Consider the following 14,783-nt stretch of genomic DNA (forward strand, 5'->3'; position numbering starts at 1 on the left):
AAAAAGCGCTCCGGAATCACTTCCGGAACGCTTTTCCTGTCACGTTCATTTATTCTACATTTCTACATTCACTTTTTCCAAATGCCAGATATCTCTGACATACTCCGTAATCGTACGGTCTGATGTGAATTTACCACTGTTAGCTACATTTAAAATAGCTGCTTTGGCCCACCATGATTCATCCCTGTATGCCTGGTCAATCCGTTTCTGGGCCTCCCCATAAGAAGGAAGATCCTTTAATATAAAGTACGTATCTGCCCTGTCACTGCTTATGTTATTAAGCAGTGAATTATAGATATCACGAAACAGCTCCGGATCCTGAGGCGAATAATAGCCGTTTATTAACTGCATCAGAACTCTGCGGATCTCATAGTTATTGTTGAAAATCTCCATGGGATCGTAGCCGCCTTCCCGCTCATAACGGATCACTTCATCGGAAGACATGCCGAAAATAAATGCATTCTCCGCTCCCACTTCTTCCACAATCTCCACGTTGGCGCCATCCATGGTTCCCAGAGTCAAAGCACCGTTTAACATGAATTTCATGTTTCCGGTACCAGATGCCTCCTTGCTGGCTGTGGATATCTGCTCGCTGACATCTGCGGCAGCAAAAATGATTTCTGCATTGGACACCTTATAGTCTTCAATAAAAACCACCTTGATTTTTCCGCTGATGCTCCTGTCGTTATTAATCACTTCTGCCACGGAATTGATCAGCTTGATGGTCAGCTTCGCCCTGCGGTATCCGGCAGCAGCCTTGGCTCCAAAGATAAATGTCCGGGGAATCATATCTAAATTGGGATTATCCTTCAGCTGATTGTATAAATACATTACATGGAGTATATTCATCAGCTGGCGTTTGTACTCGTGAAGACGCTTCACCTGCACATCAAATATAGATCTGGGATCCACCTCTATACCGTTATGTTCCTTAATATAGCTGGCCAGCCGGACCTTGTTCTGGTATTTAATATCCATAAATTCCTGCTGACATCTGGGGTCCTCTGCATAGACAGCCAACCGATGTATGTGAGGCAGATTGGTGATCCATTCATTACCGATTTTCTTTGTCACCCACTCTGATAAAAGCGGATTTCCATGGAGAAGAAAACGTCTCTGGGTAATTCCATTGGTTTTGTTATTAAACTTCTCCGGCATCATCTCATAGAAATCCTTCAGCTCCTGATTCTTTAGAATCTCGGTATGAAGTCTGGCTACACCGTTAACAGAAAAGCCTCCTACAATGGCAAGATTGGCCATCCGTACCTGACCGTCATAAACAATGGCCATTTTTCGAACTTTATCCTGGTTTCCAGGATACATTTCGCCAATCTTTAGCTGAAAGCGACGGTTAATCTCTTCCACGATCTGATAAATCCTGGGAAGAAGTCTGGAAAACAGCTCGATGGGCCATTTTTCCAGAGCCTCTGACATAATGGTGTGGTTGGTATAAGCACAGGTCTTTGTGGTGATCTCCCACGCCTCTTCCCAGCTCAGCCCATAATCGTCAAGGAGAATGCGCATCAGCTCCGGTACAGCTACCGTCGGGTGGGTGTCATTTAACTGAAATACGTTTTTCTCGTAGAATTTATGAATATCATCGTGGTTTTCCAAGTACTTTAAAACTGCTCTCTGCACACTTGCAGAGATAAAGAAATACTGCTGTTTTAAGCGCAGTTCTTTGCCTGCGTAATGATTATCGTTGGGATAGAGGACTTCAACAATGGTTTTCGCTAAGTTCTCCTGTTCCACTGCCTTTTGATAGTCCCCTTTATCAAAAGAATCCAGACTGAAGGTATTAATGGCCTGGGCATCCCAGATGCGCAGGGTATTTACCACATTATTACCATATCCGATAATCGGTATGTCGTAAGGAACTGCAAGAACCGACTGACAGCCTTCCTGTACAAAACGTTCCTTTCCGTTCTCCCAGACCACCTTCACATATCCGCCAAATTTGACCTCTGTGGCATATTCTGCCCTCCGGACCTCAAAGGGATATCCGTTTTTCAGCCAGTCATCTGGGATCTCCACCTGGTAACCGTTCTCGATCTTCTGTTTAAACATGCCGTAACGATAGCGGATTCCGCAGCCATAAGCCGGATACCCCAATGTTGCCAGTGAATCAAGAAAGCATGCCGCAAGGCGGCCAAGCCCTCCGTTACCAAGAGCCGGATCCGGCTCCTGGTCTTCAATTGCATTTAAGTCAAACCCAAGTTCCTCTAACACTTCCTTCACATCCGGCAGTGCCATGAAACTTATGATGCTGTTGCCAAGAGCACGGCCCATTAAAAACTCCATGGACAGGTAATACAGAGTTTTCACATCCTGTTTCTCGTACTCTTTGTGGGTTGCGATCCATTCATCTATGATCACGTCCTTCACTGCATAGGCGACTGCCTGGTACATCTGTTCCTTCGTTGCCTCATCTACTGTTTTACGAAACACGTTCTTCATGTTAAACAAAACACTCTTTTTAAAGGTTTCCTTATCAAATCCCATGCTCATTCCACAAGACCTCCTGACTGTCTACTGGATCTTTTCCACGCCTAAGGTTACATTCTCGCCGTTAATGCTCCATTCTTTCACATAGCCTGCGGCTTTGTTTAATATGATATCGTCTGCAAGCACCTCGTTCTTAACGTCTTTTTCATGAGCCTTTAAAATACTCTCGATTTTCTCATTGTCTTTGCTGTAAACCGTAATATGGTCAGTAACCTCAAATCCGGCTTCCTTACGCATCGTCTGTATCTTGCTGATCAGCTCCCGCACAAATCCTTCTGCTAAAAGCTCCGGTGTTAAATTGGTATCAAGTACAACCGTAATGCTGTTGTCTCCCTCTGATACATATCCTTCCATCTGCGCTGTGTCAATGAGTAAATCTTCTTTTGTAAGCACCACATCAGTTCCATCAAACGTAAAGGTAAGAGCACCTTTTTGGTTCAGTGTGTCCATTGCCTCATTGCCATTGATCTCTGCCAGAGCTTTCTTAATGCTTCCCAGCTGTTTTCCGTATTTCGGACCAACGGTCTTTAACTGCGGTTTAAAGCTGTAAGATGTGAAATCTCTTACATCATCTTTAAATACAACTGCTTTTACATTCAGCTCTTCTTCTATGATCTCCTGATAAAATACAGGAAGTACATGGGGAGCCTTTACAAACATCTGGCCAATTGGCTGGCGGTTCTTAATATTGGCAGTATTTCTGGCTGCACGGCCCATAACTACTATTTTTAAAACCTCATCCATATCTACTTCCAGCTGTTTGTCAATAAAAGTCTCTTCTGCCACCGGATAATCACACAGATGAATGCTTTCCGGAGCGGAGCTGTCCACACTGCAGACCAGATTCTGATAAATCTGCTCCGTCATAAACGGAATGAGAGGAGCTGCAATCCTGCTTACATTAACGAGCGCAGTATAAAGAGTCATATAGGCATTGATCTTATCCTGCTCCATACCTTTTGCCCAGAAACGCTCTCTGCTTCTGCGCACATACCAGTTGCTCATGTCATCCACAAATTCCTGCAGCGCTCTTGCAGATTCCGGAATCTGATAATTGCCAAGATAAGAATCCACCTGTTTTATCAGGCTGTTTAATTTGGATAAAAGCCATTTATCCATAACCGGCAGCTTTTCATAATCAAGTTCGTATTTTGTCGGGTCAAAATCATCAATATTTCCGTAGAGCACAAAGAATGCATATGTGTTCCACAAAGTTCCCATGAATTTACGCTGTCCTTCCATAACTGCCTTCCCATGGAACCGGTTTGGAAGCCATGGTGCACTGTTTACGTAGAAGTACCAGCGGATGGCATCAGCCCCGTAGGTTTCCAGTGCTTCAAATGGATCCACGGCATTGCCTTTGGATTTACTCATCTTCTGTCCGTTCTCATCCTGTACATGACCCAGTACGATTACATTCTTATAAGGTGCCTGATTGAAAATCAGGGTTGAGATGGCAAGAAGGGAGTAAAACCAGCCTCTTGTCTGATCCACCGCTTCAGAGATAAAATCTGCCGGGAACTGCTTCTCAAATAAATCCTTGTTTTCAAATGGGTAATGATGCTGTGCAAAAGGCATGGAACCTGAATCAAACCAGCAGTCAATTACTTCCGGCACACGCTTCATCTGTTTGCCGCACTCCGGACAGGTAATGGTAACTGCGTCGATATAAGGACGGTGAAGCTCAATGTCATCCGGGCAGTTGTCAGACATACTCTTTAATTCTTCAATACTGCCGATGGAATGCTGATGGCCGCATTCACATTCCCACACATTTAAAGGAGTTCCCCAATAACGGTTCCTGCTGATCCCCCAGTCCTGAACATTCTCCAGCCAGTCGCCGAAACGGCCTTTTCCAATACTCTCCGGTATCCAGTTAATGGTATTGTTGTTGCGGATTAAGTCGTCCTTTACAGCCGTCATCTTGATGAACCAGGACTCTCTTGCGTAGTAGATGAGCGGAGTATCACATCTCCAGCAGTGGGGGTAGCTGTGCTCAAATACCGGAGCTGCAAACAGCAATCCTCTCTCTTCTAAGTCTGTTAAAATCAGCGGATCTGCTTTCTTACAGAATGTACCTGCCCATTTGGTCTCTTCTGTCATCTCACCTGCACCATTTACCAGCTGCACAAAAGGAAGATCGTATTTTCTTCCGACCTTGGAGTCATCTTCACCAAAGGCAGGAGCAATATGAACCACGCCGGTACCGTCTGTTAAGGTAACATAATTGTCACAGGTAACATAGAATGCCTTTTTATTTGGTTTTACAAAATCAAAGAGTGGCTCATATTCTTTAAATTCCAGATCTTTACCAGTAAATTTCTCTAAAACCTTAAAGTCTTCTCCCAGCACTTTCCCGCAGAGAGCCTCTGCCATATAATAGGTATAATCACCGCTTTGTACCTTAACATAAGTTTCGGATGGATTGACACAAAGTCCCACGTTGGAAGGAAGTGTCCATGGTGTTGTGGTCCATGCAAGAATAAATGCATCCTCGTTTTTCACCTTAAATCTTACAATTGCAGAGCGCTCTTTTACATCTTTATATCCCTGGGCAACCTCATGACTGGATAAAGGAGTTCCGCAGCGGGGGCAATAGGGAACGATTTTAAAGCCTTTGTATAAAAGCCCTTTCTCCCAGATCTGCTTTAATGCCCACCATTCGGATTCAATAAAATTGTTATCATAGGTAACATAGGGATCGTCCATATCTGCCCAGAAGCCGACTGTCTTAGAAAAATCTTCCCACATGCCCTTATACTGCCACACACTTTCCTTGCAGTATTTGATAAATGGCTCGAGACCATATTCTTCTATCTGTTCTTTGCCGTCAAGTCCCAGCTTCTTTTCTACTTCCAGTTCTACCGGCAGTCCGTGGGTATCCCAGCCTGCTTTACGGGGTACATCATACCCTTTCATGGTGCGGTATCTGGGAATCATATCCTTAATAACACGGGTTAATACATGACCGATGTGGGGCTTACCATTGGCAGTTGGCGGTCCGTCATAGAAGGTATAGGTTTCTGCTTCCTTTCGGTTATCCATACTCTTCTGGAATACATCATGCTCCTCCCAAAACTTTTCAATTTCCTTTTCTCTCTCCACAAAATTTAAATCTGTAGGGACTTTTTTGTACATCTTCATAACCTCCATTTGATTTTAATCAAAAAACCTCCATCCTGTAATCAGGACGAAGGCTGCTCTCATTCTTCGTTATACCACCTAATACCGCATACAAACATATGCTATTCTTTAACGCAGAAACTACGTCCTGACCTACTAAAATGTATTCAGCCGGAAACTCCGGAGTGATGTTCGGATCCATCATACTCTCACCAGGTTTCCACCCTCCCCGGCTCTCTGTCAATTTCGTACGGTCCTACTGTCTCCATCAAAGTCTTTCTTCTATTATAAGGAGGTTAACACCTTATATGTCTACTAATTATAGGGATCAGAAAAAGAAATGTCAAGGTTATTTTTGTTTTCTCCTTCCACTGCTTACTGGTTTAGAAAAATGCGCCAAAGGAGGACAGCCCCTCCTTTCGCGCATTTCTTTATAAAAACCGGACCGCTGCCTCCTGCAGATCATGGAGCACCAGCAGGAATGCCGCTGCGCAGACTGCGCACTGAAAAAGATTTCCTATGTGACAGAAGCCTAGTGCAGTCAATGCCATACAGGCTGCATTTGCCCCAATCAGCAGATATCTGGTTTTTTTTCGGAAGTATTCCACCTCTGCCTTGTCCAGTCTTTTATTTTCATTATCTGCAGGACTCTTGAAATAGAGAACTGCATCTGCAATGGTAAGTGCTCCCCACCAGAACAATGGACGGATTGCAGCTTCAGACAAAAAGAGCAGTATCGCTATGTAACAGCAGGAAAACAGATAACAGCCTGTTTTACTCCTTGCATGATACCCGCCTGCATTTCTTCTTAACGGGATTAAGATACTGCCTATGACGATTAATTCGGGCACCATCTGAAAACAGGCAGCAATGATAAAATACGAAACACAATGAATAATTTTTAACAGGAAACACTCCATTCCGAATTTATAGATATCTGCCTCACTGCAGGAGATAATTTCATTAGATACCAGTTTTTTCACAAACGCTTCTTCCACTCTTATCATCTCAATTTTCGCCTTAGAATTTCCTTAATTTCTTAGCTGTGTCTGGTATTTCAGGCTGATAGCCGATAAAAAAGCAGGAGCTGTTAACTTCTTTTTTTGCGGAGTTTAATAAAATACCTGATGCGATTTTATAAGTTAATTTTTTTAATTCTTGTTTCATAGTATTGCCTTCTTTCTTCTTATTATTTTTATCACTATATGACTGTTTTTTACGGATTATACAGTCATGGAAACAGGTACTGAATTTTATACATGAATCACCTTTAAGTCCGGTGATACGTTAAGACGGGCCTCTGTTGCATTCTGGACATCTTCTACTGTCAGGCCAGGAGCGATTTCCTTTAACACAAGTCCTTTGTCCGGGTCAACATCCATGACAGCCATATCCGTAACAATGGTCTTTACCACATGAACGGCAGTTAATGGAAGTCTGCATTTTTTCAGTATCTTGGGAGCTCCGTCTTTGTTTACATGCTCCATGGCTAAAATCACCTTTTTCGCGCCTACCACAAGGTCCATGGCACCTCCCATTCCAGGCACTTTTTTTCCGGGAATCATCCAGTTTGCCACATCGCCTTTCTCATCAACCTCCAGTGCACCCAGAACGGTGACATCTACGTGGCCTCCCCGAATGATACAAAATGAAAATGAACTGTCAAAATAGCTGGCGCCTTTTACAGTTGTTACATAATTTCCGCCTGCATCAATGCAATCCAGGTTTTCTGCCTCCTGTCCGGCATTGGGACCCACGCCCAGGATACCGTTTTCCGCCTGCAGCATAATATGTATATCATCCGGAATGTAGTTGGCAACCATAGTCGGCATCCCGACTCCAAGATTTACTACATCTCCGTCTTTTAGTTCCTTTGCAATTCTCTTTACAATCAATTCTCTTTTATTCATTCTCACCGGCCCACCTTTACTATGCTATTGATAAAAATTCCGGGAACCGTCACGAAATTCGGATCAATTTCCCCCGCCTTTACGTATTCATCCACTTCTGCAATTACATAATCTGCAGCTGTTGCCATTACAACATTAAAGTTTCGGGAAGAACCGTTAATGATGAGATTTCCGGTCTCATCCGCTTTTTGTGCCTTAATAAACGCAACATTCGCCTTGAGAGGCATTTCAAGCAGATAGTTTTTGTTACCAATCTCTATCTTTCTCTTTCCTTCTTCTACCACTGTACCTAAACCGACCGGCGTTAATACACCCCCAAGACCAGCACCGCCCGCGCGTATTTTTTCAGCAAGGGTGCCCTGGGGAAATAGCTGCACCCGGGCTTCTCCAGACATCATGAGTCTTCCTGTTTCCGGATTGGAACCAATATAAGAGGCAAAAATCCGATTTACACGCCCGCTTTTTACCAACTGATAGATGGATAATTCCTTTGTACCTGTGTCATTGGATATAATGGTAAGGTCTCTGGCAGTACTGGTGTTTAAAAGCGCATTCACCAGTTTTTCCGGATGACCACCTGCGAGAAATCCACCGACCATGACCGAGTCACCGGACTTGACTATTCTCACCGCCTCTTCGGCTGATAGCAACTTGCTTTTCATATCTTACTTCCTCCTTTCTTCATTCAGATAATCATAGATCACGCTTCCATAGGGTAAGGTCAGATCTGCTACAATATGGGTTCCCCCCAGGCAGGCTCTGACCGGCAGATCTGCTACCGGCGCATTGACATGGGGAATTAAATGAATTCTTGCAGGACCAGACCAGGCTTCCTTTAAAAGGATATCTTCCAGATGATACGCCACAAGCTGGGCAATCTTCGGGCTGCCGTCCGCATCCGGAATCAGCTTTAAATTAACCTGTGTTTTCCCCAGATTCTGTGCTACTTCTATTTTATCAAGGGGATGGTATTTAAACGGCATGGTTCCCATTGCCACAAGGATGTTGTTGTATGTTAAAGTTCCGGTTAATGTCTCAGTATCTTCCACCCTGAGATGGGGCTGTCCCCACTTCTTTGGAAATCCCCATATTTCACGCCCTGCAAGTATGGCAGGACCGTTATTTAAATACATCTGTGCGGTAAAATTACAGGCTTTACCATTGAATGTGCAGGGAATGACAATCCCGCTTTCTTCATAAACGCCAAGTCCGGATGAATCCGGCATACAGATCCATTCATACAGCACCCGATTACTTCCATCCGGCTCAAGTGGTTCCGGTACAGCCTTACGGATCAGCCCCGGGTCTGATTCATAACTGACGGTGAAATATTCCCGGTTTATAAAGCGGCATGGAGGGCGTCCATAGCTGGCACTTGCGGCAGGCATCGATTGCAGTAAAAGAATCTCTTCTTCCTTCATAAACATCTTCCTTTCTATATGAAAAACATTTTAATTACAGGCATTTTCTACCAGCATGGCAATTCCCATACCTCCGCCGATACACAGTGCTGCTATACCATAGTGGGAGGATCTTCGCACCATCTCATGCACCAGAGTGACCAGTATCCTGGCACCACTGGCTCCAAGAGGATGACCGATGGCTATTGCCCCGCCATTCACATTCACCTTTTCCATATCAACTCCAAGTTCTCTTGTCACTGCTACTGACTGTGCCGCAAATGCTTCATTTAACTCCAGCAGATCAATATCATGCATGGATAATCCCTGCTTTTTCAAAAGTGTGGAAACAGCCTTTACAGGGCCAATCCCCATATACGCAGGATCAACTCCTACCAGTGAATATCCTTTGATATAAGCCATTGGCTTTAAGTCATACTCTTTGCATGCATCTTCTGATGCGACGAGCATGGCAGCTGCACCGTCACTGATTGGAGAAGCATTTCCGGCTGTAACGGTTCCATCTGATTGAAATACAGTCCTTAATTGTGAAAGCTTATCCCTGGTGGTATCCATCCTGATATGTTCATCCGCGGAGAAACAGATTTCCTCTTTTTTCTTTTTTACTGTTATTGGTACAATCTGCTGATCAAAAAGCTTGGCATTTCCTGCCTCTGCTGCCTTTCTGTGACTGTTATAGGAAAACTCATCCTGCTCAAGTCTGGACACGTTATATTTTTTTGCCACATTTTCCGCAGTGATTCCCATATGGTTATTATGTATCGCACACGTAAGTGCGTCCGACACCAGACTGTCCACCAGTTCTCCATTTCCAAGCCGGTAGCCGTTTCTTGCTTTTCGCAGGAGAAAAGGTGCATTGGTCATGCTCTCCATGCCTCCGGCTAATATAAGTCTGCTCTGCTCTGCCATAATAGAATCACAGGCCAGCGCAACGGTATGAAGTCCGGAACCACAGACGGTGTTCACAGTAGACGCGGGGACTTCCACCGGTATTCCAGCATGGAATGCTGCCTGTCTGGCAGGATTTTGTCCAGAACCTGACTGAAGCACATTTCCCAGATATACAGCATCAAGAAGAGATCCCTCCAGTTTACTTTGGTCAAGACAAGACCGTATAACAGCAGTTCCCAGTTCCGAAGCGCTTAAGGAAGAAAGTGTACCGTTAAAGGAACCAACAGCAGTTCTTGCAGGGGTTACTAAAGCTACTTTTTTCATATTTTTTTACTCCTTTCTGTTCCTTATCTTTTTACAGCCACATTTTCCTACTTCTTGTTTTATTTTTCAACAAAAGTCGCACAAATTACAGTTTTTATGTATAATCTACAAAATATTGAGTGTTTCAAACCTGAAACAAATAAAAAACGCAGCCTGATCTGGTTTTTAATCAGTCAGGTTGCGTTTTAATTAAAGATGATTTTGCAGGTGAAAATATTGTAGTTTTCCTCCAGTACCATACAGCCATTGTATTTCTTAATTACTTGTTCCACATTTAACAGTCCGATTCCATGATTTTTCCCTTTCTTTGAAACTGGTTTACCATGATGCCACTTTTCAACAGGCATAGTACTGTTGGCAATATTAATCACCGTGAACCCATTATATTTATCAAGCCTCATTTTAATAAATCTATCTTCTGGAACTTCATCGCATGCTTCAATTGCATTATCCAGCAGATTTCCGAATATTGTTGTCACTTCAATTGGCTCCATAAATGCAAGATCAACAATTCCTATTACCAGATTAAAATCAATTTTATGATAGTTGGCAATCTTTTTCTTATCATTTAATATTACATTTAAAATAGGATTATTAGTATAATCCTCCAGTGATAATGGAATCAGCATTTTACTTATTTCCTGCGCATAGTTAAATGCTGTCTGATGTTCTCTTGCCCGATACATGACCTCTATCATATTCAGATGCTTGTTTACATCATGGAGTATTTTAATAGATTCATTATATTTCTCTTTCTGTTCTTCATAAAATTCAAATTGCAGCAATGACTGCTGTTCTAACAGCTTTAATTTAACTTTAAGCTGGTTGTTCTCCTCTACAAATCTTGCCAGATATAAGAAATACAGATCTGCAAACAGGATACAGCCAATATTAATGAGAATTAGAATATGTTCTGTTTTACTGGTTGCTTTGGAAATAACAACTATGATTACAGCCAGATTTGCCATGCTGAACAAAATAATGATTATCTGGATTAAACATTGGGTTCTTGTATACTTTTCTGAAATATTCTCACGCCATAGCTTCGTTATCACCATATAATAAAAGATCAGGACAACCAGTTTGGAGAATGTGATTTCCATACTTTTTATCATAATTGGCGCAATCCCATGAATCTGAGATTTAAGAAGTACATATTCCAGTATCTCCACACCAATCGTTTCACAGAATGATAATATCAACACAAGAACTGGTATTTCAAAGAGCCTGTATATTAATTTTCTATTGCTGTTATGATACAATGTATGATTTATCACATTAAACAGTATAATCCAGCTTAACAGATTGACCACAGGCAGCCCCAACCCGTTAATTGCGACAAGTATGACAAATACTCCTGTTTTTACAATACGGTATAGAAAGCGGTTATCAAGAAGCCTTTCATTTCTTTCTTCTATAAACTGAAAAAGTATAATTGTGTTAATCATACAGGAAATAAAGGTTCCAAATGCAAGTATTATATAATTATCCATCTGATCACCTATACATTATTTTGTATGAACTGATTCAGTTTTTTTCTAAAATCAGCTGACTTTTTCTGAGATACAGGAAGCTTATCCCCGTTATTAAGTAAAATTTCATAGCCCTTGATATTTTTTATATGTCTTAAATTTACAAGTACGCTTTGATGACAGGAAGCAAAATCGTATTTTTGCATTTTTTCTGTCAAATTTTTCATTTTATCAATAAAAAAATATTCTTCATTTTGAAGTTTTATTTTTATTTTTCGATTGATATATTCAAAGTAATAGATGTCATTTACTTCAAAACTCTTTATCCGGCTCTCTAACTCTCCCGCCTCTGTCACTTCTAAAACTTCAAAATTAACTATTTCAATTTTTCCATGCTCTTCCTGTATGTATTGTATGATTTCCCGAAGCTGGCGTTCCACAGTTACCTTTGTAACAGGTTTTTCCAGGAAAGCAAATGCATGTACATAATTAACGGCCTGTCTGCAAAACTGCTTATAACTTGTGGTATAGATAACTTTAACATTCCTGTTCTTTTCCCATAGTGTTTTACCCACCTGTATTCCATTGATCCCGGTCAATGCAATATCGAGAAATATCAAATCAAATTTCCCGTCGTAATTAAGGAGCTCTTCTCCAGATTTAAATATGATTAATTGAAATGGAATTGATACGGAATTCATATAGTTTTTTACAAATTTTGCAATTCTGACAGAGTCTTTTCTGCTGTCATCGCAAATAGCAATCAAAAACATAGTTCTCCTCCTTTCCCGAAACGATTACATTCTATATTCATTCCCTGTCCATTTCAACCCAACTGCCAAAATTATACCTATTGAGTACTAATATTAGCACTTTTGCTTCTAAAAAAGGCAAAGAAACAGAGCGGGTACCGAATTCTTTCCTTAATTCGATACCCGCTCTACGCGTTTTCATCCACAGGTTATTTTATACCTCTCTTTCGGTTATTCATTTACTTCTCTGGATGCTGTTCTATAGAAATAATTTTAAAAATTAGGTGTAAGTGTTTATCTTTTGAAGATGATATTATTATAAAACATCGCCCTTTAATTTGCAAGTTATTTCATAAATATTTTATATTTTATTTTATAATTGTTAAATTTTATGAGTTTATTCTGACATTCAGTTTAATTCGTACATTTTAATTGTTTATTTGTTTTTTGTCGATATCGTTATTTTTTTGTCAATGTAATTGTTTTTTTGTAAACATATGGTATAATGTGCGAAAAGGATTTGTATAAAGGAGACAAAATATGAGCCAGCGCAATTTAACTTTATTAACAGATCTCTATGAATTAACCATGATGCAGGGTTACTTCAAAGAGAAAGATGCCAACGAGACCGTAATCTTCGATGCCTTTTACCGCAGCAACCCTGGCGGAAACGGGTATGCGATCTGCGCTGGGCTGGAACAGGTAATTGATTATATCAAAGAGCTTGAATTCAAAAGTGAAGATGTTGAATATTTGAGATCTACCGGACTGTTTGAAGAAGATTTTCTGGAATACTTACTTCACTTTCGTTTTTCCGGAGATATTTATGCCATACCCGAAGGGACAGTCATATTCCCCCGAGAACCTCTGGTAAAAGTCATCGCTCCCATCATGGAAGCCCAGCTGGTAGAAACGGCGCTTCTCACCATCATAAACCATCAGAGCTTAATTGCTACAAAGACTGCGCGCGTGGTATATGCCGCTGAGGGAGACGGTGTCATGGAGTTCGGTCTGCGCCGCGCCCAGGGACCTGATGCAGGAATCTACGGTGCCCGTGCTGCCATGATCGGAGGCTGTGTTGGAACCTCCAATGTCCTCGCAGGTAAGATGTTTGATGTTCCTGTTAAGGGAACCCATGCTCACAGCTGGATCATGAGCTTCCCTGATGAACTGACGGCGTTCCGCAGCTATGCAAAGCTTTATCCAAAAGCATGTATACTTCTTGTGGATACGTATGATACATTAAAATCCGGTGTTCCTAATGCCATTAAAGTATTTCAGGAGATGAAAGAAGCGAAGATTCCTCTTACCAGCTATGGAATCCGCTTAGACAGCGGCGATCTCGCCTATCTTTCAAAAAAAGCACGGAAAATGCTTACGGAAGCAGGCTTTCCTGATGCTATAATTTCTGCATCCAACGACCTTGACGAAACGCTTATTAACAGTTTGAAAATTCAGGGCGCTGCCATTAACTCCTGGGGAGTTGGGACAAATTTAATTACGTCCAAAGATTGTCCTTCGTTCGGGGGAGTATACAAACTGGCGGCTGTACAGGATCGGAAGACAGGGGAATTCAATCCTAAGATCAAGCTTTCAGAAAATGCAGAGAAGATCACCAATCCTGGCAACAAAGCAATTAAACGGATTTACAGCAGGGAAACCGGCAAGATTATTGCAGATCTGATATGTCTGGAGGGCGAAGCATATGAGGAAAACCGGTCTCTTCTTTTGTTCGATCCTATTGAGACCTGGAAGAAAACCCATCTTGCACCCAACACTTATACCATGAGAGATTTAATGATTTCGGTATTTAAAGGCGGAACATGTGTCTATGAGTCTCCTGCAGTGATGGAGATTCAGGCATACTGTAAAAAAGAACTGGATACCCTCTGGGATGAATCAAGACGTCTGGTAAATCCACATGAGGTTCACGTTGACTTATCCAGACCTCTTTGGAACATGAAAAACCAACTTCTGGATAATTATCATTTTCAGGAATCCTAGTTTGCCGTTATCCTGTTATTGTTCACATTCTGGTCACAATATTGTTACATGCCGGACAAACTCTCTTCATAATTTACCGATATACTGAAATCATCAGAAAAAGATGTTGCCAACATACTTTGAGATAAGAATTTTTTTCATAATTGCCGGTATTCCTCGCAGGGGATACCGGCTCCTCCCTTTTTATGGGGATATTTACATCTGTTTCTTCACGACTGAGTATTCGTTACCATATTTAAAATGAGGGCAGCTTTGATGTGTATCACTTAAGAAACGCATCATCTCATCCTCGTCTAAATTTATCTCACATTCATAACATTCATACTCTTCATTGTATTGATAATACATACAATATTCACAGCTGCTTTTCTTCGCCATCAT

The 14,783-nt window shown here is 41.7% G+C and carries 13 protein-coding genes; 1 reads left to right on the top strand and 12 read right to left on the bottom strand.

Translation table 11 applies throughout. From position 1 onward, the window contains the following. Positions 1-54 precede the first annotated feature (54 nt). The 11 genes from RZO55_RS03260 to RZO55_RS03310 all read right to left on the bottom strand — a co-directional run bounded on the left by RZO55_RS03260 (position 55) and on the right by RZO55_RS03310 (position 12,419). The gene (locus tag RZO55_RS03260) at positions 55-2,508 is read right to left on the bottom strand and encodes a glycogen/starch/alpha-glucan phosphorylase (protein ID WP_318062853.1); all 2,454 of its coding nucleotides are present in this window, start codon (positions 2,506-2,508) and stop codon (positions 55-57) included. A 21-nt stretch (positions 2,509-2,529) separates the two neighbouring features. Next, positions 2,530-5,643, bottom strand: a complete 3,114-nt coding sequence (gene ileS, locus RZO55_RS03265) for an isoleucine--tRNA ligase (protein ID WP_318062854.1) — start codon at positions 5,641-5,643, stop codon at positions 2,530-2,532. A 25-nt stretch (positions 5,644-5,668) separates the two neighbouring features. Then, positions 5,669-5,833: a hypothetical protein gene (locus RZO55_RS03270; protein ID WP_318062855.1), complete on the bottom strand. Its 165-nt coding sequence runs from the start codon at positions 5,831-5,833 to the stop codon at positions 5,669-5,671. A gap of 226 nt (positions 5,834-6,059) precedes the next feature. Beyond that, the gene (locus tag RZO55_RS03275) at positions 6,060-6,635 is read right to left on the bottom strand and encodes an accessory gene regulator B family protein (protein ID WP_318062856.1); all 576 of its coding nucleotides are present in this window, start codon (positions 6,633-6,635) and stop codon (positions 6,060-6,062) included. A 13-nt stretch (positions 6,636-6,648) separates the two neighbouring features. Then, complete coding sequence (locus RZO55_RS03280) at positions 6,649-6,795, bottom strand: cyclic lactone autoinducer peptide (RefSeq protein WP_318062857.1); 147 nt, start codon at positions 6,793-6,795, stop codon at positions 6,649-6,651. 86 nt (positions 6,796-6,881) lie between these two features. Next, on the bottom strand, positions 6,882-7,538 hold the full coding sequence (locus tag RZO55_RS03285; protein ID WP_318062858.1) for a 3-oxoacid CoA-transferase subunit B: 657 nt from the start codon (positions 7,536-7,538) through the stop codon (positions 6,882-6,884). A 2-nt stretch (positions 7,539-7,540) separates the two neighbouring features. After that, on the bottom strand, positions 7,541-8,200 hold the full coding sequence (locus tag RZO55_RS03290; protein WP_318062859.1) for a CoA transferase subunit A: 660 nt from the start codon (positions 8,198-8,200) through the stop codon (positions 7,541-7,543). 3 nt (positions 8,201-8,203) lie between these two features. Further along, positions 8,204-8,959, bottom strand: a complete 756-nt coding sequence (locus tag RZO55_RS03295) for an acetoacetate decarboxylase (protein ID WP_318062860.1) — start codon at positions 8,957-8,959, stop codon at positions 8,204-8,206. A gap of 30 nt (positions 8,960-8,989) precedes the next feature. After that, entirely contained in the window at positions 8,990-10,174 is a 1,185-nt protein-coding gene (locus RZO55_RS03300) for a thiolase family protein (RefSeq protein ID WP_318062861.1), read from the bottom strand. 185 nt (positions 10,175-10,359) lie between these two features. Next, positions 10,360-11,667 (bottom strand): ATP-binding protein, encoded by a 1,308-nt coding sequence (locus RZO55_RS03305; protein ID WP_318062862.1) that lies wholly within the window; start codon positions 11,665-11,667, stop codon positions 10,360-10,362. Positions 11,668-11,675: 8 nt separating this feature from the next. Next, the gene (locus tag RZO55_RS03310; protein ID WP_318062863.1) at positions 11,676-12,419 is read right to left on the bottom strand and encodes a LytR/AlgR family response regulator transcription factor; all 744 of its coding nucleotides are present in this window, start codon (positions 12,417-12,419) and stop codon (positions 11,676-11,678) included. Positions 12,420-12,938: 519 nt separating this feature from the next. Between RZO55_RS03310 and RZO55_RS03315 the strand changes: the two genes are divergently transcribed. Further along, positions 12,939-14,402, top strand: coding sequence for a nicotinate phosphoribosyltransferase (locus RZO55_RS03315; RefSeq protein WP_318062864.1), 1,464 nt, complete (start codon positions 12,939-12,941; stop codon positions 14,400-14,402). Positions 14,403-14,597: 195 nt separating this feature from the next. Here RZO55_RS03315 and RZO55_RS03320 read toward each other — a convergent pair whose 3' ends face one another. Beyond that, positions 14,598-14,783, bottom strand: a complete 186-nt coding sequence (locus RZO55_RS03320) for a DUF6472 family protein (RefSeq protein WP_336624251.1) — start codon at positions 14,781-14,783, stop codon at positions 14,598-14,600.

This window comes from Clostridium boliviensis (assembly GCF_033342255.1).
Taxonomy (GTDB): domain Bacteria; phylum Bacillota; class Clostridia; order Lachnospirales; family Lachnospiraceae; genus Lacrimispora; species Lacrimispora boliviensis.

Bases quoted from the DNA above. Each gene is read 5' to 3' on its own strand.
- RZO55_RS03260 (WP_318062853.1), bottom strand. From the start codon at position 2,508: ATGAGCATGGGATTTGATAAGGAAACCTTTAAAAAGAGTGTTTTGTTT.
- ileS (WP_318062854.1), bottom strand. From the start codon at position 5,643: ATGTACAAAAAAGTCCCTACAGATTTAAATTTTGTGGAGAGAGAAAAG.
- RZO55_RS03270 (WP_318062855.1), bottom strand. From the start codon at position 5,833: ATGATGGATCCGAACATCACTCCGGAGTTTCCGGCTGAATACATTTTA.
- RZO55_RS03275 (WP_318062856.1), bottom strand. From the start codon at position 6,635: ATGATAAGAGTGGAAGAAGCGTTTGTGAAAAAACTGGTATCTAATGAA.
- RZO55_RS03280 (WP_318062857.1), bottom strand. From the start codon at position 6,795: ATGAAACAAGAATTAAAAAAATTAACTTATAAAATCGCATCAGGTATT.
- RZO55_RS03285 (WP_318062858.1), bottom strand. From the start codon at position 7,538: ATGAATAAAAGAGAATTGATTGTAAAGAGAATTGCAAAGGAACTAAAA.
- RZO55_RS03290 (WP_318062859.1), bottom strand. From the start codon at position 8,200: ATGAAAAGCAAGTTGCTATCAGCCGAAGAGGCGGTGAGAATAGTCAAG.
- RZO55_RS03295 (WP_318062860.1), bottom strand. From the start codon at position 8,959: ATGAAGGAAGAAGAGATTCTTTTACTGCAATCGATGCCTGCCGCAAGT.
- RZO55_RS03300 (WP_318062861.1), bottom strand. From the start codon at position 10,174: ATGAAAAAAGTAGCTTTAGTAACCCCTGCAAGAACTGCTGTTGGTTCC.
- RZO55_RS03305 (WP_318062862.1), bottom strand. From the start codon at position 11,667: ATGGATAATTATATAATACTTGCATTTGGAACCTTTATTTCCTGTATG.
- RZO55_RS03310 (WP_318062863.1), bottom strand. From the start codon at position 12,419: ATGTTTTTGATTGCTATTTGCGATGACAGCAGAAAAGACTCTGTCAGA.
- RZO55_RS03315 (WP_318062864.1), top strand. From the start codon at position 12,939: ATGAGCCAGCGCAATTTAACTTTATTAACAGATCTCTATGAATTAACC.
- RZO55_RS03320 (WP_336624251.1), bottom strand. From the start codon at position 14,783: ATGATGGCGAAGAAAAGCAGCTGTGAATATTGTATGTATTATCAATAC.